Origin of the sequence: Nocardia sp. NPDC059195, assembly GCF_042754695.1 — a bacterium.
GTDB lineage: Bacteria > Actinomycetota > Actinomycetes > Mycobacteriales > Mycobacteriaceae > Nocardia.
Window position 1 is genome coordinate 147,239 of the sequence record NZ_JBHZBG010000003.1, and the last position, 26,182, is coordinate 173,420.

14 protein-coding genes and 1 riboswitch are annotated in these 26,182 nt (G+C 66.9%); of the genes, 6 read left to right on the plus strand and 8 right to left on the minus strand.

Annotation, left to right across the window (positions count from 1 at the left end; all coding sequences use genetic code 11):
- The first annotated feature begins 127 nt into the window (after positions 1-127).
- Genes ACFXKN_RS05485 through ACFXKN_RS05495 form a run of 3 tightly spaced genes read left to right on the plus strand, consistent with a single transcriptional unit; the run spans position 128 to position 14,933 of the window.
- Complete coding sequence (locus ACFXKN_RS05485) at positions 128-13,276, plus strand: amino acid adenylation domain-containing protein (RefSeq protein WP_379432503.1); 13,149 nt, start codon at positions 128-130, stop codon at positions 13,274-13,276.
- Positions 13,273-14,073 carry an ABC transporter permease gene (locus ACFXKN_RS05490; protein WP_378950088.1) on the plus strand — a complete coding sequence of 267 codons (801 nt, stop codon included), beginning with the start codon at positions 13,273-13,275 and terminating at the stop codon, positions 14,071-14,073. The genes ACFXKN_RS05485 and ACFXKN_RS05490 overlap by 4 nt, the downstream gene beginning before the upstream one ends.
- Positions 14,073-14,933, plus strand: coding sequence for an ABC transporter permease (locus tag ACFXKN_RS05495; RefSeq protein WP_378950091.1), 861 nt, complete (start codon positions 14,073-14,075; stop codon positions 14,931-14,933). Before ACFXKN_RS05490 ends, ACFXKN_RS05495 begins: the two co-directional genes overlap by 1 nt.
- A gap of 83 nt (positions 14,934-15,016) precedes the next feature.
- Here the strand turns inward: ACFXKN_RS05495 and gcvP are convergent, their stop codons facing one another.
- From gcvP to ACFXKN_RS05535, 8 genes are all read right to left on the minus strand, one after another.
- Positions 15,017-17,827 (minus strand): aminomethyl-transferring glycine dehydrogenase, encoded by a 2,811-nt coding sequence (gene gcvP / locus ACFXKN_RS05500; protein ID WP_378950094.1) that lies wholly within the window; start codon positions 17,825-17,827, stop codon positions 15,017-15,019.
- 167 nt (positions 17,828-17,994) lie between these two features.
- A riboswitch (glycine riboswitch) is annotated at positions 17,995-18,094 on the minus strand.
- Positions 18,095-18,178: 84 nt separating this feature from the next.
- Positions 18,179-18,925, minus strand: coding sequence for an MspA family porin (locus ACFXKN_RS05505; RefSeq protein ID WP_378950096.1), 747 nt, complete (start codon positions 18,923-18,925; stop codon positions 18,179-18,181).
- Positions 18,926-19,083: 158 nt separating this feature from the next.
- Entirely contained in the window at positions 19,084-19,641 is a 558-nt protein-coding gene (locus tag ACFXKN_RS05510) for a MerR family transcriptional regulator (protein WP_378950098.1), read from the minus strand.
- A gap of 158 nt (positions 19,642-19,799) precedes the next feature.
- Positions 19,800-20,273: a bifunctional nuclease family protein gene (locus tag ACFXKN_RS05515; RefSeq protein WP_067446263.1), complete on the minus strand. Its 474-nt coding sequence runs from the start codon at positions 20,271-20,273 to the stop codon at positions 19,800-19,802.
- Between the two features lie 159 nt (positions 20,274-20,432).
- The gene (locus ACFXKN_RS05520; RefSeq protein WP_378950100.1) at positions 20,433-21,221 is read right to left on the minus strand and encodes a MerR family transcriptional regulator; all 789 of its coding nucleotides are present in this window, start codon (positions 21,219-21,221) and stop codon (positions 20,433-20,435) included.
- A 70-nt stretch (positions 21,222-21,291) separates the two neighbouring features.
- Positions 21,292-21,777: an FHA domain-containing protein gene (locus tag ACFXKN_RS05525; RefSeq protein WP_056817657.1), complete on the minus strand. Its 486-nt coding sequence runs from the start codon at positions 21,775-21,777 to the stop codon at positions 21,292-21,294.
- Between the two features lie 176 nt (positions 21,778-21,953).
- Complete coding sequence (gene gcvH, locus ACFXKN_RS05530) at positions 21,954-22,352, minus strand: glycine cleavage system protein GcvH (RefSeq protein WP_378950103.1); 399 nt, start codon at positions 22,350-22,352, stop codon at positions 21,954-21,956.
- Positions 22,353-22,394: 42 nt separating this feature from the next.
- Positions 22,395-23,030, minus strand: coding sequence for a CDP-alcohol phosphatidyltransferase family protein (locus tag ACFXKN_RS05535; protein WP_378950105.1), 636 nt, complete (start codon positions 23,028-23,030; stop codon positions 22,395-22,397).
- Positions 23,031-23,151: 121 nt separating this feature from the next.
- On the opposite strand from ACFXKN_RS05535, the gene ACFXKN_RS05540 reads away from it, so the two are divergent.
- From ACFXKN_RS05540 to ACFXKN_RS05550, 3 genes are all read left to right on the plus strand, one after another.
- The gene (locus tag ACFXKN_RS05540; RefSeq protein ID WP_378950107.1) at positions 23,152-24,549 is read left to right on the plus strand and encodes a DUF2252 domain-containing protein; all 1,398 of its coding nucleotides are present in this window, start codon (positions 23,152-23,154) and stop codon (positions 24,547-24,549) included.
- A 96-nt stretch (positions 24,550-24,645) separates the two neighbouring features.
- Positions 24,646-25,524 (plus strand): nuclease-related domain-containing protein, encoded by an 879-nt coding sequence (locus ACFXKN_RS05545; RefSeq protein ID WP_378950109.1) that lies wholly within the window; start codon positions 24,646-24,648, stop codon positions 25,522-25,524.
- A gap of 64 nt (positions 25,525-25,588) precedes the next feature.
- Positions 25,589-26,149 carry a phosphatase PAP2 family protein gene (locus tag ACFXKN_RS05550; RefSeq protein WP_378950111.1) on the plus strand — a complete coding sequence of 187 codons (561 nt, stop codon included), beginning with the start codon at positions 25,589-25,591 and terminating at the stop codon, positions 26,147-26,149.
- The last annotated feature ends 33 nt before the right edge of the window (positions 26,150-26,182 follow it).

Consider the following 26,182-nt stretch of genomic DNA (forward strand, 5'->3'; position numbering starts at 1 on the left):
GGGTGACATAGCGCAATCAATCGACACGGATCAGCCCGGCTTGCGGTCTGGTGCATATCGATACCAGATTGAGGCTGACAGGAGTTCTGCGCTTTGACCGGGCACGAACGCGAGTCAGGGGATACGTGTGAGCGAACAACCGTACAAAACCGAAGAATGGCGCGAAACTCCCACCGTGCCGACCTCGGCGTTCGGATTGTCGGCGGCCCAGCGGGGTATCTGGTTTGCCCAGCACATCGCCGGTAAGGAAATACCCATCTCGATCGCCCACTATGTGGAGTTTGTCGGTGATGTGGATGGCGAGCTGTTGACGGTGTGCAGCCGCCGCGCGGCACGGGAGTTCGGGTCGGGGTTTCTGCGGTTGGCCGAGACCAACGGCGTGCCGTACCAGATGATCGACGACACCCTTGACGAGACGATGCCCCAGATCGACTTCCGTGACTGCCAGGACCCGATCCGGGCGGCGCGGGACTGGATGACTCGCGAGTACACCGCCCCGCTGGACATGGTGAGTGGCCGGCTGGTGCACTCGGCGCTCCTGCGGGTCGGAACGGCTCATTACTACTTCTATTCGCGGATCCACCACATCGCCTTGGACGGATACGCGGCGATGACGATAATGCAGCGGGTCGCTGCGCTGTACTCGGCCGGGAAGGCAGGCGAGCCGCCCCCTCCGTGCAACGCCGACGACCTGCGCGAGATCGTGCGAGCAGATGCCGAATACCGCGACTCCGAGCGGTTCGCCGCGGATCGTGAGTATTGGCGAGACCACCTTGCCGACGCGCCGGCACCGGTGAGCCTGTCCGGCCGCACCGCCGACGCGGACTCGCATCCCGTCCGAGTCGGCGGTGCCCTCACCGCGGCGACCGCGGCCGCCATGGACGCCATCGCGGCAGCAGCGAATTCGCAGGTAGCGCCCGTGGTCGTCGCGGCGTTCGGTGTCTATCTCGCGCGGATGACCGGCGAGGATACGGTCAGCCTGAGTCTGCCGGTATCGGCACGAACCAACGCCTCGCTGCGCCGGTCCGGCGGCATGATCGCCAACGTCGTGCCGTTGCGGCTCGGCATCGGGACCGATCCCACCGTCGGAGCGTTGATACGGTCAGCTCAGCATGAACTGACCGGAGCGCTGCGTCGGCAACGGTATCGCCAGGAGGATATCTTCCGGGATCTCGGTTTCAGCAGCGACCGCGCCGCGTCGTTCGGACCCTCGGTGAACATCATGCCCTCGGACCGGGTCATCGATCTCGGCGGCGTCGTCGGCGACTTGCATGTGCTCACCTCCGGGCTGATCGAGGATCTGTTCGTGAACCTGTATCCGGCCCGGGGTACGGAAACCACACACCTGGACTTTCAGGCGAACCCGAACCTGTACACCGAGGCCGAACTCGGTCGGCACTACCACCGTTTCATCGAGTTCCTGCACGAGTTCGTCACCGCTGGTCTCGACACCCCGGCATCGTCGGTGCCGCTGTTGTCACCCGGTGAACACGCCGCGATCGTGCCCGCCCGCGGGCCTTCCGGATCGCAGCCGGTGCTCCTGCCGGACCTGCTGGCGGCGGGACCCAGGTCGAACCCGGGCGGGGTGGCCGTGATCGCCGGCGACCGGCGGATGACCTACCGCCAGCTCGATGAACAGTCGAACCGGCTGGCCCGAATGCTGATCAGTGCCGGTGCCGGCCCGGAAACCTCGGTCGCGGTGGCGATGCCGCGATCGGCCGATTCGGTGACGGCGATCTGGGCGGTAGCCAAGACCGGTGCGGCGTTCGTTCCCATCGACCCGCGGTACCCGACCCAGCGGATCGGCCACATGATCGCCGACAGCGGCGCTCGAATCGGGCTCACGGTCACCGCGGCGCGCGACACCTTGCCCGACGAGATGGACTGGCTGGTGATCGACGATCCGGCCCTCGACCACCGGTACGCGACCACACCGGCGTCCTCGATCACCGATGCCGACCGGCTCGCTCCGCTCCATGTCGACAACAGCGCCTACCTGATCTACACATCGGGGTCGACCGGCAAGCCCAAGGGTGTGATCGTCGGTCATCGCGGTCTGATCAACCTGGTGCACAGCGCGATCGGCGATGAGCCGTTGTCCACCCGATCGCGGGTTGCCCAGGTCGCCTCACCGAGCTTCGACGCCTCGATCGAGGAGCTGCTGATAGCTTTCGTGTCGGCAGCGACCGTGGTGGTGGCAGCGCCGGATGCCTATGCGGGAGAACAGCTCACCGCCCTCCTACGGGAACAGCGGGTCAATCGGCTGCACGTGACGCCCGCGGTGCTGGCAACGGTCGATCCGGCCGGGCTGGAAGAACTCGCCTGTGTTGTCGTCGGCGGCGATGTCTGCCCGCCGGAGCTGGTATCCCGATGGGCACCCCATGTCCGGATCGTCAACAGTTACGGACCCACCGAGACCACGGTCTCGGCCACCTTCAGCGCGTCGATGCGGGCCGACCAGCCGATCACGATCGGCGGCCCGGCCCGCGGAGTGTCGGCAGTGGTGCTCGATCGCAGGCTTGTGCCCGTCCCGGTCGGGGCGGTCGGCGAGCTCTACCTGGCCGGCCCGGGTGTGGCCAGGGGCTACCAGGGACAGCCAGGCTTGACCGCGGACCGTTTCGTCGCCGATCCATTCGGTTCGGGTGCCCGGATGTACCGCACCGGAGATCTGGTGCGCTGGTCCGGGCTCGACGACCGGGCAACCGAGGGATCGGCGCGGGAACTGTCGCTGGAGTATCTGGGCCGCAGTGACTTCCAGGTCAAGATCCGCGGCGTCCGGATCGAACTCAGCGAGATCGATTCCGTGCTGACCAGCCACGATGCCGTCGACTTCGCCGTCACCGTCGGCACGCCGACACCGTCGGGCGCGACGATTCTCGTGTCCTATGTGCTGCCGAGCGCGGACGCCGACATCGATCCCACGGCACTGCAGGCATTCGCCGCGGAACTTCTCCCGCCCACCATGGTGCCTTCGGCGATCACAGTCCTCGATGCGATACCCATGAGCCCGACCGGAAAAGTCGACCGGAAGGCTCTACCGCAGCCAGACCTCACCGCTCCTGCCGGTTCGGGCCGGGCAGCGTCCACGCCGCGCGAGCACATCATCGCCCGGTTGTACGCCGAGCTGCTCGGCGTCGCCACGGTCGGCACCGATGAGAGCTTCTTCGCGCTCGGCGGCGACAGCATCAGCTCAGTGCAACTGGTGGCGCGCGCACGGGCCTTCGGACTCGAGTTCAGCGCTCAGGATGTCTTCGAACACAAGACCGTGGCCGGGCTGGCTGCTGCCGCCACCGACCTCGGGTCTGCGTTGTCGACGCTGCCCGGCGACGTGGGACTCACCCGCACACCGATCGCCTACGAGATGCTCGATCGCGCAGGTGGGATCACTCGCGACGCCCAGGCGCTGCTCCTGACGGTCCCGCACGGAGTCGATCGATCGGTCCTCACGGCAGCCCTGCAGGCTGTCCTCGATCGCCACGACATGCTCCGCGCGATACCACGCACGTCAGGGCCGGATTCCGGCCTCACCGGCGATTGGTTCATCGACATACGGCCGACAGGTGCGGTCCCGGCCGACGACCTGGTCCGGCACGTCACCACGCCCGATGAGCCTATGGCCGTGGCCGACCGCGAACTCGGCTACGCCCTCGATCGGCTGGACCCCGCCGCCGGACATCTGGTGCAGGCCGTGTGGATCGACCCCACCGACGACGAACAGACCGGCCTGCTGTGGCTGGTGGTGCACCAGCTCGCGATCGACGCAACGTCCTGGCCGATCGTCGTGGCCGACCTGGCTGCCGCATGCTCGTCGATCATGGTCGGCGAAGCTCCGGAACTCCAGGCTCCCGTGACGTCGTTGCCTGCCTGGGTACCGGCGCTGGCTGCCGAAGCGCAGACCCCTCGCCGACTCGGCGAGGTAGCGATGTGGCAGCAGGTGATATCCACCCCCGATCCATCCCTCGCCGCTCGGGCCGAGGTACCGCGGTTCGACTCGGCCGAAACCGGTGCCATGCAGGTATTCGTCCCGGTACCGGTGACGGCGGCGCTACTGGGGACGGTGATCGACCGGTTCCACGCCGATGTCGAGCACGCGCTACTAGCCGCGCTGGCCATGGCGGTCACCCGCTGGCGTCATGAGTGCGGCGGCTCAGGCGATTCCCTTCGAGTCATGGTGAACGGCAGCGGCCGCAACGCGGTGGCCGGTGCTGAACTCGACCGCACGGTAGGCGGTTTCGATGCCGCGTATCCAGCGGGTCTCGACCTCACCGGGATCGACCTCGACGACGCGTTCGCCGGTGGTCCCAGCGCCGGCGGTGTACTCAAGACGGTCAAGGAACAGCTGCGCCAGCTCGGCGACGGCGTCGGCTATTCGATGCTGCGCTACCTCTCCGGAGAGCTCGCCGAGATCGCTGCACCGCAGCTGAGTTTCACCTATCTGGGCAATACCGAGGCCTGGCAGCACGACGGCTGGCAGCCGGTGACCTGCACACGGGCCCGCGACCCACAGGCGCGCTCGCGCCAGGAAATCGCTGTCGACACCAGCGTGCGGCACACTGCGGCGGGGACCGAGTTGGCCGCGACCTGGTCCTATCCCGCCGCCCTGTTCAGCGATCAGGAAATCCGCGCACTGGCGGAGCTGTGGCTGTCGGCGCTGCGGGGTTTGGTCGCGGTCACCGGCTCACCGGATATCGGCGGGCATACGCCGTCGGATTTCGCGCTGGTGGCGACCACACAACCCGAGATCGACCGATGGGAACAGCAGTACCCCACCTTGTCGGATGTTTGGCCACTGTCGCCGATGCAAACCGGAATCCTTTTCCACGAGGCCTACGCCGCCGACACCGCCGACGAATACATCGACCAATCCGTGCTGACGATCGCCGGGCCGCTGGATCGCGACCGGCTGCGCGCCGCCGCGCAAACCCTGCTCGACCGCCACGACAGCCTGCGGGTCGCCTTCCAGCACACCGAGTCCGGGCCGCGGCAGCTCGTCGTCGGCGACGTCGAGATCTGCTGGCACGAGCTGGATCTCAGCGAACGGAACGCGCGCGACGACATCGTCGAACGACTACTCGCCGAGGACCGCGCCAGGCGGTTCGACACTGCCGACCCACCGCTGCTGCGGTTTCAGCTGATCCGGACCGATACCGACCGCCACCGACTCGTGGTGACCGGCCACCACATTCTGCTCGATGGCTGGTCGACCCCACTGTTGGTGCGAGAACTCATCGACCTGTACATGGACGGTGCGCGAACAGCACAGCCCGCGCCCGCCCACACCTACCGTGACTACCTGGCGTGGCTGTCCGAAGGTGATACGGCCTCGGCCATCGCCGCGTGGCAAGAGACGCTGGCCGACCTCGATTCCGCCACGAGGGTGACGACCACCGAGCACTGGAAATCGGAAACCGCTGCGAGCGTGGTCCGTTCGGAGCTCGGTGCCCGCGCGACGGCGGCGCTGACCACCACGATCCGCAGGCACGGGGTCACGCTGAACACTGCCGTGCAGGCGTGCTGGGCCATGGTCGTAGCCACGCTCACCGGTCGCACAGACGTGGTATTCGGCTGCGTCGTGTCCGGGCGGCCGCCGCAGGTAGCCGACGTGGAGCACATGCTCGGGCTGTTCATCAACACACTGCCGGTACGCATCCGACTCGACCCGGCCGAAGAATTGTCGCAGTTGCTCACGCGCATCCAACTCGAGCAGAGTCGGTTGCTCGACTATCACCATATCGGGCTCCCCGACATCCACCACGCGGTCGATATGCCCGAGTTGTTCGATACCTTGATCGTGGTCGAGTCCTATCCGGTCGATCACTCGGTGCTGAGCCAGGCGCTCGATGCCGCGGGGCTGAAGGTCCTCGCGGTGGACAGCTCCGACGCAGCACCGTACCCCGTCAACCTGATGGTCGTGCCGGGCGAATCCCTCACGCTCGAGCTGCTGTTCCGTGACGCGGCGATCGACCACGACCAGGCCGACCAGCTACTGGCGCAGGTCGTGCGTTACCTCGAACAGATCGCCGCCGCCCCACAGTCGCGGGTGGCCACCGTGCAGCCTTGTGACTCCGCTGTTCTCCAGGAGTTGACCACCGTGGCAGGCCGGGAGTCGATCTCGGCTCGAACACTGGCCGAGATCCTGGCCGACGCCGCGGCGCGCGACCCGAACGCGACTGCGTTGCGATACGCGGGAATCTCGGTGACCTACCGCGAGCTGGATGAGCAGTCCAACCGCCTGGCACGGGTACTGATCGACGCGGGTGCGCGACCGGAGTCCTGCGTCGCCCTGGCTTTGCACCGCTCGGTCGAATCGGTCACCGCGGTGTGGGCGGTGGCCAAGACTGGCGCCGCCTTCTTGCCGATCGACCCGAAGCACCCGGCCGAGCGGATCGAACTCATGCTCACCGACTCCGGCGCCGCGATCGGCGTGACCACCACCGACATTCGTGACCATCTGCCCGCTGGGCCGCAGTGGCTCGACATCGACGCGACATCGACGACGGAGAGCATCGCCACCGCTTCCGACCGGCCGCTCACCGACGCGGACCGGTTGTCCGAGCTCTGCGTCGACCACCCCGCGTATCTGATCTACACCTCCGGCTCCACCGGAGTCCCCAAGGGCGTCGCCGTCACCCATCGCGGGCTGGCGAATCTGGTCAAGGCCCAACAAGAACGGCTCGGCCTCACCTCCTCGGCACGGGTGTTGCATTGCGCCTCACCCAGTTTCGATGCCGCGGTGTTCGAGCTGTTGATGGCATTCGGATCAGCCGCCCGGCTGGTGGTGGTGCCGCCCACCGTGTTCGGCGGCGACGAACTCGCGGACCTGATCGCCGACGATGAGGTCTCGCACATGGTGATCACCCCCACCGCCTTGGCGACCATGGACCCGGTCGGCCTGGACAGTGTCCGAGTTCTCGCCGTGGCAGGCGAAGAGGCCGGAGCGGAACTCATCACCCGATGGTCGGTCGGCCGGGAGCTGATGAACCTGTACGGACCGACCGAGTCCACCATCTGGGCGACCGGCACCGACCCGCTTTCAGCGGGCGACTCGGTCGCGATCGGAACCGCGGTGCGCGGCACCACAATTCAGGTTCTCGACAGCTGGCTCCGGCCGGTCCCGCTCGGCGTAACAGGTGAGCTGTACCTGGCCGGACCCAGCCTCGCCCGCGGATACCACCGGCGACCGGCCCTGACCGGCACGAGGTTCGTCGCGAATCCGTTCGACAACGGTGCACGGATGTACCGGACCGGCGACCTCGTCCGCTGGACGACGGTCGGCGAGCTCGAGTATGTCGGACGCACCGATTTCCAGGTCAAGATCCGGGGCTTCCGTGTCGAGTTGGGGGAAATCGATGCCGCCCTGATCGCGATCCCTGGGATCGAATTCGCGGTGACGATCGGCTGCGAAGGACCCACCGGGGCAACGGTGTTGGTCTCCTATGTGCAGGCCGCACCGGGTGCCGAGCACAACGCCGATGATCTGACAGCGGCCCTGCGCAGCTCACTGCCCAGCTATATGGTGCCGGCCGCCGTCGAATTCCTGACATCTGTTCCGCGAACGCCGGTGGGCAAACTCGATCGCCGGGCGCTGCCCGCGCCGTCGTTCGACCGGGCGCGGACGCACACACGCGAGCCGGCCACCGAGATAGAGCGACAGCTGTGTGGGTTCTTCGCCCAGACCCTCGGTGTCGAGACGGTGGGCGCGGATGACTCGTTCTTCGGGCTCGGCGGCGACAGCATCATGTCGATCCAGCTGGTTTCGCGCGCGAAAGCCGAGGGCCTGTATCTGTCCCCCCGTGATGTCTTCGAGAATCCCACCGCTGCCGCACTGGCCGAGATCGTCTCCGCTCGCGGCGGCGCCCAGAGCCGCGATTTCGTCGACGAGCTTCCCGGTGGCGGGATCGGCACCGTCGCATTGCCCCCGATCGCACGGTGGCTGATCGAATCCTCGAACGGAGATTTCGACCGGTTCGGTCAAACGATGATGCTCACCCTGCCTGCTGGGATCGACCACCAGTCGATCGCGGCGACGCTGCAGGCCATCTTCGACCATCACGACGCGCTTCGGGCGCGACTGGTCCACGATTCGACCGGCTGGTCCTTGCACGTGGCCCCGCCCGGGTCGGTCGCCGCATCGGCGCTGATCCACCGCGTCGTCGTGGGCGCCGACACGGACTTCGATGTCGTTGTCGCACAAGAAATGTCGGCAGCGGCCGATCGGCTCTTCCCGGAAGCCGGGCTGATGATGCAGGCTGTCTGGTTCGACCCGACCGCCGACGCGGGCGGCGAGCCGCGCCTGTTGCTGGTCGTGCACCACCTCGTCGTGGACGGTGTCTCCTGGCGCACGCTGGTACCGGATCTCGTTGCGGCATGGGGACAGATCAGTGCCGGAGAACGTCCGTCGCTGCCACCGGTCGGCACCTCGTGGCGTCGCTGGACACATGGTCTGGTCGAGGCCGCCGCAACGCGGACGGGTGAGCTCGACCTGTGGCGCCGCATCCTCGAGGGCCCGGATCCGCTGCTCGGAACCCGCGCGCTCGATCCCGCCGTCGACGTGGCCGCCACGGTCGAGGAGGTGCAGGTACAGGTATCGGCGCAGATAACCGAATCGCTCCTGTCCGCCATCCCGGCGACCTATCGCGCCGGCGTCCACGATCCGATGCTGGCCGCGTTGGCGCTCGCGGTGCAGCGTTGGCGCGGCAATCGCGCCGATTCGGTACTGATCGGGCTGGAGGGGCACGGCCGGGAGGAAGACGTGGTCGGCGCGGACCTTTCGCGGACCGTCGGCTGGTTCACCAGTGTTTTCCCGGTGCGTTTCGACCTGTCCGGTATCGACATCGACGACGCGTTCGCGGCCGGTCCGGCCGCTGGTATCACGATCAAACGAGTCAAGGAACAGTTGCGCGCGATACCCGACCACGGTATGGGATTCGGGCTCCTGCGATACCTCGATCCCGCTACCGCAGCGAGCCTGCGTGAGTTCCCGGCCCCGCAGATCAGCTTCAACTATCTGGGCCGCGTCGACGCGGCGGTTCCCCAGGGACCGTGGCTTCCGATCGCCGGACCTGATGCGCTGGGCGCCACCCACAACGACGACATGCCCGCCGGTGCCGTGCTCGCCGTCGACGCACGCACCGAGGACAGCCCGGCCGGGCCGCGACTGACCGCGACCTTGTCGTATCCGACCGGCCTGCTCACCAGGGCGGCGGTGCAGGAATTGGCCGGGTACTGGACACGGGCGATGATCGCCCTCGCCACCCACGCAGAGAGCCCCGCCGCCGGTGGACTGACACCGTCGGATCTGGACCTGGTTCGGGCCAGCCAGACAGACATCGATGCGTGGGAGCACCAGTTCCCGACCCTCACCGATGTCTGGTCGCTGACCCCACTACAAACGGGGCTGCTGTTCCATTCCCGTCTAGCCGCGCACGGCATCGATTTCTACACCGTGCAGATGTCTCTCGACTTGCGCGGACACGTACAAGCGGATCGAATCCGGCGTGCGGGACAGGCACTGATCGATCGGCATCCGAACCTGCGCACCGCAGTCGTCGAACGTGATGACGACCCCGTCCAGATCGTGCTCGAACACGCGACCCTGCCCTTTGCCGAGGACGTCCTCGACCGATCGGATGGCGCGACCACGCAGCGCATGACCGAACTGGCCGGGATCGACCGCACCACACCGTTCGACATGGGCACGCCACCCTTGGTTCGCTTTCGATTGATCACGGTCGCCGACGACCACTGCCGCTTGGTGATCACCGCCCACCATTTCGTCCTCGACGGATGGTCGATGCCGCTGCTGATTCGGGAGTTACTGACGCTCTACGCCATCGATGGGGATGGCTCGGCGTTGCCCCCGGCGCCGCCCTATCGTGAGTTCCTGTCCTGGCTCGCCCGCCGCGACCACACAGCGGCCCAGCAAGCATGGTCGAAAGCTCTTGCCGGACTGGAAGAATCGACCCTGATCGCACCGGCGGCCGACGCACACACACAGTCGCTCACCACACCTCCGACCGTCACTGTGTCAGTCGAGTTGCCCGCGTCTGCCACCGCGGCGATCAATGACCTGTCGCGGGAGCGCGGAATCACGGTGAACACGATCGTGCAATCGGCCTGGGCGATCCTGCTGTCGATATCGACCGGCCGCCGCGATGTCGTCTTCGGGACCACGGTGTCGGGGAGGCCCGGCGAGGTAACCGGGGTCGAATCGATGATCGGACTGTTCATCAACACCGTGCCGGTCCGGGTGCGACTCGATCCCACTGAATCATTGTCCGGACTGCTCAGCCGCGTGCAGGCGCAGCACGCCGCGGTGCTGGATCACCAGCATCTCGGTCTGGCCGATATTCAGCAGGCGGCCGAACTCGGCACACTCTTCGACACCATGACGGTCTTCGAGTCCTACCCGATCGAGCAGCGGGAGTTGCTGCACACCACCGACATCGCCGGAATGCGGGTGAGCGACCTGCACGCCACCGACGACACGCATTACCCGTTGATCCTGCTGGCGATCCCCGGAGAACGGCTCCGGCTCGAGGTGAAGGGCCTGACCGCGACCTTCGATCGCCCTGCGCTCGAACGGATCTCCCAACGACTGGTCCGGGTTCTGGAAGCCTTCGCCGCAACTCCCGACCTACCGAATGCGCGGCTCGATGTGCTGTCCGAGCCGGAGCTGGCCGCGATGACCGCCACGAAGCCGAACCGAATCGAACCGAGAACATTGGCGTCGCTGCTGGCATCCGCCGCGCAGGCCGATCCCGACGGGATCGCGCTGTCCGCGAGTGGGATCGAGCTTTCCTACCGCGATCTCGACGAGCGGTCCAATCGGCTGGCCCGGCTGCTGATTCACCATCAGATCGGTCCGGAAGACGTTGTCGCGGTGGGTATCCGGCGTTCGCTGGAATCGGTGCTGGCCGTATGGGCGATCGCCAAGGCCGGCGCGGCCTTCATGCCGACCGATCCGACCTATCCCGCGGATCGGATCGCGCACATGGTGGCCGACTCGGGGGCCACCGTCGGCCTGACCGTCAGCTCGACGCACGAGACGCTGCCGGAGTCGGTGAAGTGGTTGATCCTCGACGACCCGGCATCGGTCGATGGGTCAGCGTCGATGTCGGCGGCACCGGTCACCGACGAGGAGCGAGTGCGCCCTCTCCACGTCGACCACCCCGCGTATCTGATCTACACCTCCGGCTCCACCGGACTCCCCAAGGGCGTCGCCGTCACCCATCGCGGTCTGGCGAACCTGGTCCTGGCCCAACAAGAACGGCTCGGCCTCACCTCCTCGGCACGCGTGTTGCATTGCGCCTCACCCAGTTTCGACGCCGCGGTATTCGAGCTGTTGATGGCATTCGGATCCAGCGCCCAGCTGGTGGTATCGCCGCCCACCGTGTTCGGCGGCGACGAACTCGCCAACCTGATCAGCAGCCATCAGGTCTCGCACATGGTGATCACCCCCACCGCCTTGGCGACCATGGACCCGGTCGACCTGGAATGCGTGCGAGTCCTCGCAGTGGCAGGCGAAGCGGTCGGATCGGAACTCATCACCAGGTGGTCTGTCGGCCGGGAGATGCTGAACCTGTACGGGCCGACCGAGTCCACGATCTGGGCGACCGGCACCGATGCGATCGCAGCGGGCGAGTCCGTATCGATCGGAACCGAGGTGCGTGGCACCACAGTGCACGTTCTCGACAGTTGGCTCCGGCGGGTCCCGCTCGGCGTGACAGGTGAGCTGTACTTGGCCGGGCCCAGCCTCGCCCGGGGATACCACCGGCGACCGGCCCTGACCGGCACGCGGTTCGTCGCGAATCCGTTCGACAACGGTGCACGGATGTACCGGACCGGTGACCTCGTCCGCTGGACGACGGCCGGCGAACTCGAGTACGTCGGACGCTCGGACCTCCAGGTGAAGGTCCGTGGGGTCCGGATCGAACTCGGCGAGGTCGACGCCGCCCTCACCGCTCATGCCGGGGTCGATTTCGCGGTGACCATCGGCCACGAGGCCCAGCCCGGCACCACCGTGCTGGCAGCCTACGTCGTCCTCGCCGATGATCGCGCTCCCGATCTGGGAGAGCTGCGCAAGTTCCTGTCCACCCGGCTGCCCGTCCATATGCTGCCCGCGTCGATCACGGTGCTCGACGCGATTCCACGGACACTCACCGGAAAACTGGACCGCAGGGCACTGCCCGAACCGATACTTCTGCCGACACCGTTCCGGGCGCCGATGACACCGATCGAGAGAAGTGTCGCCGACGCGTTCGCCCAGGTCCTGGATACCCCCAAGGTCGGGTTGGACGATGATTTCTACCAACTGGGCGGTAATTCCCTGCTCGCCACCCGCGTCGTGGACCAGCTTCGACGCGAACTCGACACCGACGTGGCGGTGCTGTGGATGTTCACCGAACGCACGGTCGAACAGCTGGCGCGGCGGATCGTCACCGCGGCGGCCATGCCCGGCATGGGTTCGGTCGATTCCGCCGGCACGCCACTGGCCGTACAGCTGCCGATCCGCACCGAGGGTGAGCTGCCACCGCTGTTCTGCATTCACCCGGCCTCGGGGCTGGCCTGGTCCTATGCCGGTCTGTCCCAGCTCATGACGCCCGGCAGACCGATCTATGGGCTGCAGTCCCCCGAGCTGACCGGCGACGGGGACCCACCCGAGTCGATCGACGCGTACGCCGACCGCTATGTGCGCGAGATCCGGGCCCGCCAACCGCACGGACCATACAACGTGCTCGGATGGTCATTCGGCGGCTTCATCGCCCATGCCGTGGCAGCACGGCTGCAACAGCAGGGTGAATCCGTTGCCCTACTCGCGGTGCTCGACGCCGATCTCGCGGTGCGTGATGCCGATCCGGGCGCGCCACTCACGCCCGGCGAGTTCGTCCACGAGTTCGGCGCGACCCTCGGCTTCGAGTCGATCCCGGCACAGATGTCAGCCACCGAGGCCGCTGCGCTGATCAACAATTCGATCGGTGGACAGCTCGTCGAACCGATCCATATCGAGCGGCTGGCCGACTCCTACAATCGATCGGCTCGGCTGGTCGCCGGTTATCTGCCGCCGGTCTTCGACGGAAACCTGCTGTACTTCACCGCCCTTCGGGATGCCGACGACCCCGACCGGGGCGTCGGCAATTGGCGGCCCTTCGTCACCGGCTTCCTGCGCAATGTCGTGGTCGATACCGACCACGACGCGATGACCACCCCGCAAGTGCTTCCCGAGATCGCCACGGTGGTCGACAGTTATCTCTCGATCGTGCCTGAGAAATCGTGACTACGACCAATCCCGAACGGTCCACGCTCGGGCAATGGTGGGTACTGACGCGTCGATTGATCGCACCCTCGTTGCGCAACGGCGAGATCGCGTTGTCGATCATCACGCCGGTGGTGTTCACCCTCGGGTTCTATGTCCCGCTGAACTTGGTGATGACGGTCTTCGGGCACGGACTCAGTAGCTACGCGCAATTTCTCATGCCGATGATCGTGTTGCAGGCGATCGCGTTCACCTCGATCGCTGCCGCGTTCCGGGCGGCCTCCGACGCGACAGGGGGGATCAATCGCAGGTTCGCCACCATGCCGATCGGCGTCGCGACGCCGCTGGCAGCACGAATGTCGGCCAATATGCTCCGCTGCGGCGTCGCGTTGATCGCCGCGATCGTGTGCGGATACGTGATCGGGTTCCGCTTCGACCGCGGTCCTGTTCCGGCGATCGGTTTCTGTCTGTTCGCGATGCTCGTCGGTGCGGCGCTCTCGCTCGGAGCCGATGTGCTCGGGACGATCTCGAAGAGTCCGGAGGCAACCACACAGGCGCTCACGCTCCCGCAATTGATTCTCGGCATGCTCTCCGTCGGGTTCGCGCCGGCACAACAATTCCCGCAGTGGATTCAGCCCTTCGTGCGAAATCAGCCGATCTCGCAGTTCGCGTCCGCGCTACGCGTTCTCGCCGGCGATACCACCGCCGGTGTCGCCGCGGTCACGTGGTCGGTGATGGGTCCACCGCTGGCCTGGGCTGTCGGATTGATCGTGGTCTTCGTGCCGGTGGCGACGTTTCTGATAGCGAGAAGGCCGTGATGGCGTCACTGAGTATCGAGTCCGAACCCGCACTGACATCGGCGCGGCGATTTCCGTCACCGTCGCATTCGCGGTTGCGGCGGGAGAATTCGATCCACGCTCTGATCGTGCAGACGCTCGTCCAAACTCGGCAGTTGTTGCTGCGCTGGTCCCGCGATCCGATCATGGTCTTACAGGCGCTGGTCTTCCCTGCTTTGCTACTCGTGATTCTCAATACCGTCCTGGGCCGACAGATCTCGGCCTTCGCGGGAAACAATGCCCTCTACGGTTCGGTGCCGATGGTGACACTTGTCGCGGCGATGTCAGGAGCCACCGCCGGTGCTGTCTCACTCGGCCGCGATCGTGACAACGGCTGGCTGGCTCGACTCTGGGTCCTGCCGGTACATCGCGCATCGGGGCTATCGGCGCGGATCGCCGCGGAAATCGTGCGGATCGCGGTCACCACGCTCGTGATCGCGGGCACGGGTCTCGCGCTCGGGTTCCGTTTCCAGCAGGGTATTCCCGCCGCGGTGGCTTGGCTGCTCGTGCCGGTGTTGTTCGGCGCGGCGTACGCCACATTCGTTACGGCTATCGCGGTACACACCGCCGAAACCACCCTGGTGGTGGAGGGCGTGACCCTGATCAGTTCGCTGCTGATGTTCTTCTGCACGGGATTCGTACCGCTGGCCGCGTATCCGCAGTGGGCTCAACCGCTGGTCGAACACCAGCCGATGACCTATGCGATCGAGACGATGCGCGGTTTGGCCCTCGGTGGTGAGGTGCGGGGGCCGCTGACCGGAATCGCCCTGTGGACGGTGGGCGCGATCGCGGTATTCGCCATCCCCGCCGTCCGTGGCTATCGGCGCGCGTCCCGGCGCTGATCGGTGATCACCCCGGAAATCGACGCGGTCGCCGCAACTTCTCCATCGAGTGTGTTGCGGCGACCGCTCTACCGGGATGCGGTTCAGTCCTCGTAGGCATCCAGGGGCGGGCACGAACACACCAGATTGCGGTCACCGAACGCACCGTCGATGCGCCGCACCGACGGCCACACCTTCGGGCGGGCATGGCCGACCCCGCGCGGATACACCGCGGTCTCACGGCTGTAGGGGTGCTCCCACTCGGCGACCAGGCTGGCCGCGGTGTGCGGTGCGCCGCGCAGCGGGTTGTCGGTCACCGGCCACACCCCGGCGGCCACCTGGTCGATCTCGCCACGGATGGCGATCATGGCGGCGATGAACTCGTCGATCTCCTCGAGGTTCTCGCTCTCGGTGGGTTCCACCATCAAGGTGCCCGCGACCGGGAAACTCATCGTCGGCGCGTGGAAACCGTAGTCGGCCAGCCGCTTGGCCACGTCGTCGACGGTGACGCCGGTCTGCTTGGTGATCTCGCGCAGATCCAGGATGCACTCGTGGGCGACCATGCCGTTCTCGCCGGTGTAGAGCACCGGGAAGAAGGCGTCGAGGCGGCGGGCGATGTAGTTGGCCGATGCGATCGCGGTCAGGGTCGCCGCGCGCAGGCCCTCGGCGCCCATCATGCGAATGTAGGCCCAGGTGATCGGCAGGATCGAAGCGGAGCCGTAGTTGGCCGCCGACACCGCGTGCGAACCGGCTTCCAGCGGGTCACCGGGCAGGTACTGCGCCAGGTGCGCGCCGACCGCGACCGGGCCCACGCCGGGACCGCCGCCGCCGTGCGGGATACAGAAGGTCTTGTGCAGATTCAGGTGGCTCACATCGCCGCCGAACCTGCCCGGACGGGCAAGGCCGACAAGGGCATTGAGGTTCGCGCCGTCGACGTACACCTGGCCACCCGCATCGTGCACGAGCGCGCACAGCTCGGCGACCTCGTGCTCGTAGACGCCGTGGGTGGACGGGTAGGTGATCATGATGCAGGCCAGCCGGTCGGCGTGGTCGGCGATCTTGGCGCGCAGGTCGTCGAGGTCGACGTCACCGTTCGCGCGGCACTTCACCACCTCGACGCGCATGCCGACCATCGCCGCCGAGGCCGCGTTGGTGCCGTGCGCGCTGGAGGGAATCAGGCAGGTGTCGCGGTGGTCGTCGCCACGATCGAGGTGGTAGCGGCGGATCGCGAGCAGGCCCGCGTACTCGCCCTGGCTACCGGCGTTGGGCTGCAGGCTCACCGCGTCGTAGCCGGTGATCTCGGCCAGCCACTGCTCGAGGTTGCCGATCAGCTTGCGGATACCCGGGGTGTCCTCGGTGGGCGCGAAGGGGTGCAAGCGGGCGAATCCGGGCCAGGTGATCGGCTCCATCTCCGCGGTGGCGTTGAGCTTCATCGTGCATGAACCGAGCGGAATCATGCTGCGGTCCAAGGCGATGTCCTTGTCCGAGAGCGCGCGCAGGTAGCGCAGCATGGCGGTCTCGGTGTGGTGGCGGGTGAACGCCGGGTGGGTCAGGTAGTCCGAGGTGCGCGTCTCGACCGTGGTGAGCTCGGTGCCCGTGCCCGCGTCGGGAGTCAGTGCGGTGCCGAAGGATTCGACCACGGCGGCGACATGCGCGTCGGTGGTGGCCTCGTCGCAGGCGATCGCGACATGGTCCGCGTCGACCAGGCGCAGGTTGATGCCCTTCGACTTCGCCTTGGCGACAACGGCTTCCGCACCACCGGGCACGTGAGCGAGCACCGTGTCGAAGAAGGCGCCGTGCACGAGGGCGCCACCGAGACCGGTCGCGACAGCGGCGGCGTGCTCGTGCACCCGGCGTGCGATGGCGCGCAGCCCGTTGGCACCGTGGTAGCTCGCATACATCGCGGCGACGATGGCCAGCAGCACCTGGGCGGTACAGATATTGGAGGTGGCCTTCTCCCGACGGATGTGCTGCTCACGCGTCTGCAGCGCCAGCCGATACGCGGGCGCGCCGTCGGCATCGACGGACACACCGACCAGGCGGCCGGGCAGCTGACGAGCGAAGGCGGTACGCACGGCGAGGTAACCCGCGTGCGGGCCACCGAAGCCCATCGGCACACCGAAGCGCTGGGTGGTGCCGAAGCAGACATCGGCGCCCTGGTCGCCAGGCGGGGTGGCCAGCGTCATGGCGAGCAGATCGGCGCCCGCGGCGACCAGCGCGCCACGCTCGTGGGCGGCGGCGAACAGCGAGGTCCAGTCGACGATGCGGCCCGACGCGCCCGGCGTCTGCACGATCACGCCGAAGAACTCGCCCTCGGGCAGCACACTGGTGGGCAGGTCGGCCTCGACGATCTCGATGCCGAGCGGCTCGGCCCTGGTGCCGATGATGGTCTTGGTCTGCGGGAACAGGTCGGCGTCGATCAGGAGCCGGTTCGACTTCGACTTGCCCGCGCGGCGCAGCAGCGTCATCGCCTCGGCCGCGGCGGTGGCCTCGTCGAGCATGGAGGCGTTCGCGACGTCCATGCCGGTCAGATCCGACACCATGGTCTGGAAGTTGAGCAGCGCCTCGAGCCTGCCCTGGCTGATCTCGGGCTGGTACGGGGTGTAGGCGGTGTACCAGGCGGGGTTCTCGAGCAGATTGCGCACCAGCACCGGCGGGGTGAGGGTGTCGTAGTAGCCGAGGCCGATCATCGAGGTGGCGACGGTGTTCGCGTGCGCCAGCGCGGCCAGTTCCTCGAGCACCTCGTGCTCGGAGGCGGGCGCGGGCAGTGCGCCGAGGCCGGACTCGTCGAGGATCGTGGCGGGCAGCGCCGTGGTCGCGAGTGCGTCGATGGACTCGACGCCGATGGTCGCGAGGATCCGGGCGAGTTCGTCGGAATCGGGTCCGATGTGGCGGTCGGCGAACGAACGGGTCACGGGCAGCTCCAGGTCGGGCGGGTCGACCTCGTGGTCGACGGGTACCAGCCCTCCCCCTCTGTCTGTGCGCCTGAGAGATTCGGAAACCCGGTCCCCCGAAATGGGTAAGACCGTGTCCCTTTCCCCGTGGGCGGGCAGCCGGATGCCACCGCTTTCCAGAGGCGTCGAATCACCGTGCGGTCCCTGTTGCCTGAGAGATTGACGGGGAGGTGCTGCTCCTTCGGCGCCCCGATTCTCGCGAACCGAGGACTCTCCCGCACGGCGGCGACGCCCGTCCAGTCTAATGGCAGACAAACCCCCGCAGCACCACCGCGACCCCGCTCAGGGTGTAGCGCTCGTCACCCACACGCACTACAGGCTGGTGGGGTCGCCGAACACGGCTCCGCTGTCGTCGACTTGGGGTGTTCTGGTTTGCACGTAGGTGTATTGGCGGATGGTGACCGGGCCCACGCAGTTGTCGACTTTGATGTGGAAGTCGCGGGTCACGATCCGCACGGTCTCGCCCGGGATGAGCGGCTTGCCCTCCCCGATATCGACGTTGGTGATGTCGCCGGGTTGCAGTTCCAATTCCAGGAACAGACCCGGGTCCAACAGGATGGACGGGAGGATGCCGTTGAACTCCTGCACCTGGGCCGATTCGAACTCCTGTGATTGCCCGGATTCCTGCGTCTGGGACTGCACCGACTCGCCGGAACTCGACCGCTCGACGGTCTCCGACTGCGCCTGCTCCGTCGCCTGCCGCTGCGCCTGCTCCGTCGCGTAGTTCTGCTGCGGCCCCTCGAGCCCGAATTCGGTAGTGGGATCGATGCCGGGGGTCACGGCACCGATTTTGGCCGCACAGCCGACGGAGTATCCGGTCTTGAGCACGCCCTCGGCCTGCCCGTCGAGCCGTCCGTACGCGACGGTGGAGACCAACGCTTCCCGGCTGGTGGGGACGCTGTTCAACGGCGCGATTCGATTGATGACCTCATCGTGGGTGCCGACGGTGAAACTGCCCATATCCGACTCGAAAGTCTTCTCGTGCGGTGGCAGATTGACGCTATCGGCATGTGCGGTCGGCTGCGACAGAATGGCCAGCGCTGAGGCGATGAAACTCACTCTCCAGATGATTCGCAACATGACCCCGGACACTAGTGAATCCGACGGCTGTTTCCCCTGCGTCGCGCGGGCGCGTGTCCCGACCGATGCGGCTTCTTGTTCCCTCGTTCATCCGGCACCACACCGGTTCGAGCAGGTGATGCGGTCAGCGCTCGTGACTACCCGGTCTTGCGGTTCTCCCGAACCTTGCGGCGGAAGGACAGTTCGTCCTCGGGACGGTCGGTGATCGCGGTGGCCCGCTCGGCGGGGAAATCCGCGATCGCGCCGGTCAGTTCCCGCATCGCGCCACCCACGGCGATGCCGAAGACGCCCTGGCCGCCCTGCAGTAAATCGACCACTTCCTCGGGCGAGGAGCACTCGTACACCGAGGTTCCGTCGGAGAACAGGGTGATCCCGGCGAGATCGCCGACGCCACGACTGCGCAGGTGATCGACGGCGATCCGGATGTTCTGTAAAGAGATGCCCGCGTCCAGCAGCCGCTTCACGATCTTGAGGACAAGGATGTCCTTGAACGAGTACAGCCGCTGACTGCCCGACCCCGCCGCACCACGAATCGATGGCACGACCAGCCCGGTACGGGCCCAATAATCGAGCTGACGGTAGGTGATACCGGCGACCTGGCAGGCGCTCGGCACCCGGTAGCCGACCAGATCATCCGGAACCGAGTCGTCCGGGAACAAGCCAGGCTGTACGACATCCTGCGTTTGTTCTTCCACTGATCGCTCCTTCTGCCGACGTTCTCGGGTCGGAGTCACGACGGATGTTGCCCGACTTTCGAGGTTACTCCTGCCATTGTCGGACCTGCGGTGCAGTCGCACCAAGCACCAAACGCCGCGATTCCCTGGACCTCTACTTAAGGTTTAGAAGATCGTGATCAGCTGTCGGTCGCCTTGAAGTCGTCGGGCGAAACCGACTCGAGGAACTCCTTGAACTTCTCCACCTCGTCCTCCCGCTCGTCGGGCATCACCAGTCCCGCCTCGGCGAGGACCGGTTCCTCGGCGTAGATCGGGCACCCCACGCGCAAGGCGATCGCCACCGAGTCGGAAGGTCGCGCCGAGACCCGCAGGTCGCCGTCGAAGACCAGGTCGGCGTAGAAGGTGCCCTCCTGCAGATCCACGATCCGCACTTCCTTGAGTGTGTGTCCCAGCTCCGTGATCAGAATCTTGATCAGATCGTGAGTGAGCGGACGGATCGGCGTGACCCCCTCCTGCTCGAGCACGATCGCGGTGGCCTCGGCCTGCCCGATCCAGATCGGCAGATACCGCTCCCCCGAAGCCTCCCGCAGCAGCAGCACGGGCTGGTTCTGTGGCTGCTCCACACGGATGCCGATAACACGCATCTCGCTCATGAGTAAGTCCTGCCTCCCATACTCGGCCGCCGGCCGGCACGACAGCTGCACAGCTCGCCGTATCAACGAGTCTAGGCGAATTCTGGGGCGCGGAAGGAAGACGTTCGAGCCGAAATCGGTGTGTAGCCGGGGCGATACCTGATCACCCGGCCGGGTGTGTCAGCCGCCGAGGGCCGTGCGTACCGCGGCTTTCACCAGTGCGGCGTGCAGGTTCAGCGATAGTGCCGCGAGTTCGCGGACGGTCTCTTCCGCGCGTGCGCGCGCGTCGGCATCGCGACTCTTCGCGATGGGCGCGGCGATCTGTGCGATCAGCGCTGCCTCACGGTCGGCGGCCAGTTTGAAGGCACGCAGATGACGGGCTTCCAAGCCGAATTCGGCCATCGCTTTCGCGGCGTGTGCGAGCGTCACCGCATCGGACTCGAAGAATCCGCCGGCGCCGGGGACGATGAGTCCCGCGCGCAGCAGATCGTCGAGGAAACGATCGTCGATATCGGCCTTGGCGAGCAGATCCGTCCTGGTGAGCCGCACGCCGACATCGACGCGCAGTTCCTCGGGCCTGATCTCACCGGGAACGATACCGAGGCGGCGCGGCACGGCCGGGCTCGCCGGCTCATCGTCGGCATCCGCGGAGCCGGACACACCGTGCCCGGCTTCCGCGGACCCGTGGTGGGAGTGCGCGCGGGCGCGCGCTTCACGCACGCCCATCGTCGCCGCACCACTGTCGATCGCTTCCAACTGCTCCTTGATCACCTTCAACGGCAGGTACTGATCGCGTTGGGCGGTCAGTACGAAACGCAGCCGTTCGTAGTCGGAAACCGAGAACCGCCGGTATCCCGACGGCGTCCGTTCCGGCCGGATCAGGCCCTCGGATTCGAGGAACCGGATCTTGGAGATGGTGATGTCAGGAAAATCTGGTCGCAGCAGGTCGAGTACGGAGCCGATCGACATTCCTCCGCGCGCCCACTGCGCCGCCCCTGTCACAGCACTGTGCCCTTCGCGGGCACCAGTACCGTTGGGGTCACCGCGACCCCGCGCCCGACGCCGATTCGTTCGCCTGCGCGCGCGGACCGGTCAGGAAGACCAGCCGGAACTTGCCGATCTGGACCTCGTCGCCGTTCTGCAGCTCCGAGGAGTCCACCGGCTCCCGGTTGACGTAGGTGCCGTTGAGGCTGCCCACATCGACGACCTGGAACGAGTCGTCGTCCTGACGGAACTCGGCATGCCGACGGCTGACGGTGACGTCGTCGAGAAAGATGTCACTGTCGGGATGGCGGCCGGCCGAAGTGGTCGGCTGATCCAGCAGGAAACGCGAGCCCGCGTTCGGGCCACGCTTGACCACCAGGAGGGCCGCGCCGGCCGGCAGGCCCTCGACGCCCTGAACCGGCTGTTCGCCGGTCGGCTCTGCGGAGCGCGACGCGTCGACCTCGTTGAGGAAGTCCGCGCGGAAGACCGACGTCGTCTCGGCCGCGGTTTCCCCGTAACCCGGGTCCCTGTTCTCGCTCACCGTTTCTCTCCTCCTCGAACCTGATTATCCATGCAAGCAGGTGCTGTATTCGGCGACACGACCGGCGCGATCACATCGCCAGGAAAGTTCCCGGCGTCGATTCCCCGACGTATCCGCTTGGCTTTGACCGTACCCTGCCGGGGCGTGCCCGTGCAGGGAGAACTGTGAAGGCTGCGTCAGCCCCCGATAACTCCTTGGTAACCCGCTGCATCCAGCAGTTCACCGAGGGCGGAATCCAGGGTTGCCTCGTCGTCGAACGCGAGCTCGAACAACCAGCCCGCGTCGTAGGGATCGGTGTTGAGCGTCTCCGGTGACTGCACCAGATCCTCGTTCACCGCAACGACTTTGCCGCTGAGCGGAGCGTAGATGTCGGACACGCTCTTGGTCGACTCGACCTCGGCGATGCTCTCGCCGATGGTCACATCCTTGTCGACGTCGGGCAGTTGGACGAACACGACGTCACCCAGCTGTGACTGGGCGTAATCGGTGATGCCGACACGGACCGCCGTGGGGCTGGTCCGCCGCACCCATTCGTGCTCTTCGGTGTAGCGCAGTTCCTCAGGGGTCCGGGTCACAGGACGTCCTTTCATCGTCGACGTTGCACGCAACAGTATCGACTAGCTCCCGCGGTGCGGCACAGGCGGTATCGATCGCGCGACCGCGACCGCCAGCCCGGCGTAGAGCACCCCGGTCCAGACGTAGAGTGCGGTACCCCAGATCAGAAGCGCCCAGCCGAAGGCCCACCCGAAACTCGCCCCCGCCCAGTCCATCTCCCCGGTCAGCATCCACGGCAGCGCCGCCATCAGCGCGAAGGTCGCCGCTTTCCCCAGGTAGATCACCTCCGGTGCGGGCAGCTCTCGCCGCTTGTACACCGAAAGGGTCGCGGTGAGTACCAGATCGCGTGCGATCAAGATCACCGCGAGCCACCAGGGCAGCAGACCGCGCGCGACGAAGGCCACCAGGGTGGTCACCAGGTACAGCCGGTCGACGAGCGGGTCGAGTATCGCGCCCAGCCGCGAGGACTGATCGAGCAGCCTGGCGAGCTTGCCGTCGAGGAAATCGGTGAAGCCACTGGCGATCAGCAGCGCGAACGCCCAGCCGTCGGCGTGGCGGACCAGCAGCAGCCACAGGAAGACGGGAATGCCGATCAGCCGCACAACGCTCAGCGCGTTCGGCACGGTCAGGATGCGGTCGCTGAACACGCCACCGGATTCGGTGTCGTGCGTGCCCGGCGTTCCTGATTCGGTTGCCACGCCCCTGCTTACCGCACCGACCCCTGCTCGCGCCATCCGGCCACGCCGAAACGCCGTCAACTCCGCTGCGTATCGAGCGTGGCACTGCTCACCATGCTGCGACCGGCTAACCTGGGCAGTCGTGTCCGACAGTGGTATTGATCTGCGCTCCTACGTCTCCGCCGAGGACGCCCGCGAGCGTGGCCGGGCTGCCAGGCAACGGGTGCCTGTCAGCGAGCGCGACCGTGCCGCGGAGAGTTCCGAGCGGCCGACGGTGCGCGAGTTCATCGATACCAGCAACCGTGGCCGGATCGAGCGGCTGATTCCGCTGCGGATCGGCCGGATGATCGCCTCGCCGTTCACCTTCTTCCGCGGCGCCGCGGGCCTGATGGCGGCCGACCTCGCCGCCGGACCTGACAGCGGTCTGGCCGCGCAGATCTGTGGTGACGCTCATGCCGCCAACTTCGGCCTCTACGGCACTCAACGTGGCGAAATCGTGATGGATATCAATGATTTCGACGAGACGGTCATGGGCCCGTGGGAGTGGGATCTGGAGCGCCTGGCGGCCAGCCTCGTGCTGGCCGGACGAGAAGGCGGCGTCGACGCCGACGATTGCCTGCGCGCGGCACGCGATGCCGCCCGTTCCTACCGGCACACCGTCGACGAATTGGCCGATATGCCGTTCATGCAGTCGTGGACCGCGTTGCCCGACGAGTCGATCCTGGCCAGCGCCAAAGCCGAGGACCTGCTCGACGACTTCAAGAAGGCCGCGAAGAAGGCACGCAAGAACACCAGCGCCAAAGTGGTGGCGAAGTGGACCGAGCACCTCGACGATCACGAGACCGATATCCGCAAGCATCGTTTCGTCAGCGACCCGCCCGTGCTGACTCCCGTTGACGCGCAGGTGTCGGAAGCGGTGATCGACGGCCTGGAACGCTACGCGAGCACCATCCGGGAGTCCCGGCGCAATCTGCTGGCCCGGTTCGCGGTCTCCGATGTGGCGTTTCGCATCGTCGGCACCGGCAGCGTCGGCCTGCACAGTTATGTGGCGCTGTTGCACGGTAACGACGGTGAGGCGGTGGTACTGCAGGTCAAGCAGGCGCGGCCGTCCGCACTCAGCCCGTTCCTGCCATCGACCGCGCCCCGCCACGAGGGCGAGCGGATCGTGGTCGGCGCGCGGACCGTGCAGTCCGAGACCGACATCCTGCTCGGTTGGACAACCATCGAGCTCGACGAATCGCTGCCGTTCATCGTGCGCCAGTTCCGCAATCTCAAGGGCAGTATCGACCCGGCGACGCTGTCGGCCGACGATCTCGACGACTACGGTCGACTCGCCGGTGCGCTGCTGGCGCGCGCGCATGCCCGCTCGCTGGATCCGCGCGCGCTCGCCGGCTATCTGGAAACCGATGACGACGATGACGACCGGTTCGAGGAATCGGTGGCACGCTTCGCGGTGCGTTACGCCGACCGCACCGAGGCCGATCACGCCGACCTCGTCGCCGCCGTCGCCGCGGGCACGTTCGACGCCGAACAGGATTGACCCAGCTACGATGTACGCCAACGGTTCTCGGCACAGTTCGCGTGTGCCGAGTGCCGCGCCAACGACCAACGAAGGGCGGTCTCCATGCTCGTGCGCGTGCAGAATGCGGCAGGCAGCGATGCCGAGGCGGCACTGATCGACTGGTTGCGAACATGGAAGGACCCGTCGAGCCCGCACGGCGTCGCCACGATCAACTGCAGCCTGTTCCACCAGGATCGGCTACACCAGTTCGACGCGGTGGTCTGGACCCCCACCAGTTGCGTGATCATCGAGGCGGAGACGTTCACCGCCCCGCAGGACGGCGTGCTGGAGATCCCGCTCAACGGCCCGTGGATGGTCTCCGGGGAGCTCGCCCAGTTCGCGGGTTCGGAGAAGTCGACGCCGCTGGAGCGGTCACGTGAGCACACCTTCGCCCTGCAGGACTATCTCGCCGCCCGCGGGCTCGGCCAGCGCGCGGTGCACGGCCTCGGCCTGATCGTGCCGATGCCCGGCGCCCAGATCGACGTGCACCAGGGTTGGAGCGACCCGAGCTTCGATGTGATCGTCACCGACGACCCGCACCGCCTCGAGATGTACTTCGAATTGCTGGCCGAGAAGGAACACAATCTCTGGACGGCCAACGACATCGCCATCGCGTTCCGCGGCCTCGGCATCCTGCCGTTCCTGCCCGCACCACAGGACCTGCTCAACGAGGGCTTCCTCGGCCCCATCGATGTGACGCTGTGGCACGGCGGGCCCACCCAGGCGGCCGCGGAGGCCTACGCCGAGGAGCAGGCCGAGCTCGAACGCCAAGCGCAGTCCCGGGGCATGGTCGCGCCGTGGTACAGCCCGTGGAAGCTGTATCCGCGGGTCGGCGGCGATCTCGATTTCGGCCGGGCGTTCCTGCGGATCACCCTCGCCCTCGGCATGATCGTGGCCATCGTGTGGGTGCTGTGGTTCCTGGTCACGGCGGTGCTCACCTACGGTCCGGCTTGAGCGGGGCCGGGCGGCAGTCGTCGCGTCCGTGATCGAACGACGTCGCACTGCCACCGTTGTCCGGGTGACGGCGATCGGCGCCGGTGCCGCACTCACCGCGGCGATTCCGTTGACGTTCCCCGCGCACGGCGGAGCGAGCGAGCTGGACTCCGTGGTGTCCGAGGACACCGTCTCCCCCGGCCTCGCGCAGGTGCTCGTCGCGCCGAGCAACGCGCCGGTGGTTGTGACGCTGCTCTTGGCCGCGTGTGCCTGGTTCGCGCTACGGCGGCAGTGGTGGCGGGCCGTGACCATGCTGGTGGTTCCCGAGATCGCGTTGGCGGTCAACACCTGGTTGCTGAAACCGCTGTGGGATCGCCGGCTGGACGACCATCTTGCCTATCCGAGCGGACACACCGTCCATATGGTCGCTGTCGCAACAACTTTCGCGTGCCTGGTGACCGACCTCCGGGCACGGATCGTAGTGGCGACGCTGACCGTGCTCGCACTGATCGCGATCACTCCCGGCATGGCCGAATTGGGATACCACCATCCCACCGATGTCCTCGGCGGGGCAGCGGCGGCGGCCGCGATGGCGATCGGCCTGTGCTGGATCTCCGATGCGCTACGTACCCGAAACCGCGCCTAGCCCGCCGCTGGACGGGCAAGGCGCGGCGCGCAC

What these genes read in the sequence shown, in the direction of transcription:
- ACFXKN_RS05515 (WP_067446263.1), bottom strand. Translation starts at nt 20,273, where the DNA reads ATGAGCGAGATGCGTGTTATCGGCATCCGTGTGGAGCAGCCACAGAAC.
- ACFXKN_RS05520 (WP_378950100.1), bottom strand. Translation starts at nt 21,221, where the DNA reads ATGTCGATCGGCTCCGTACTCGACCTGCTGCGACCAGATTTTCCTGAC.
- ACFXKN_RS05495 (WP_378950091.1), top strand. Translation starts at nt 14,073, where the DNA reads ATGGCGTCACTGAGTATCGAGTCCGAACCCGCACTGACATCGGCGCGG.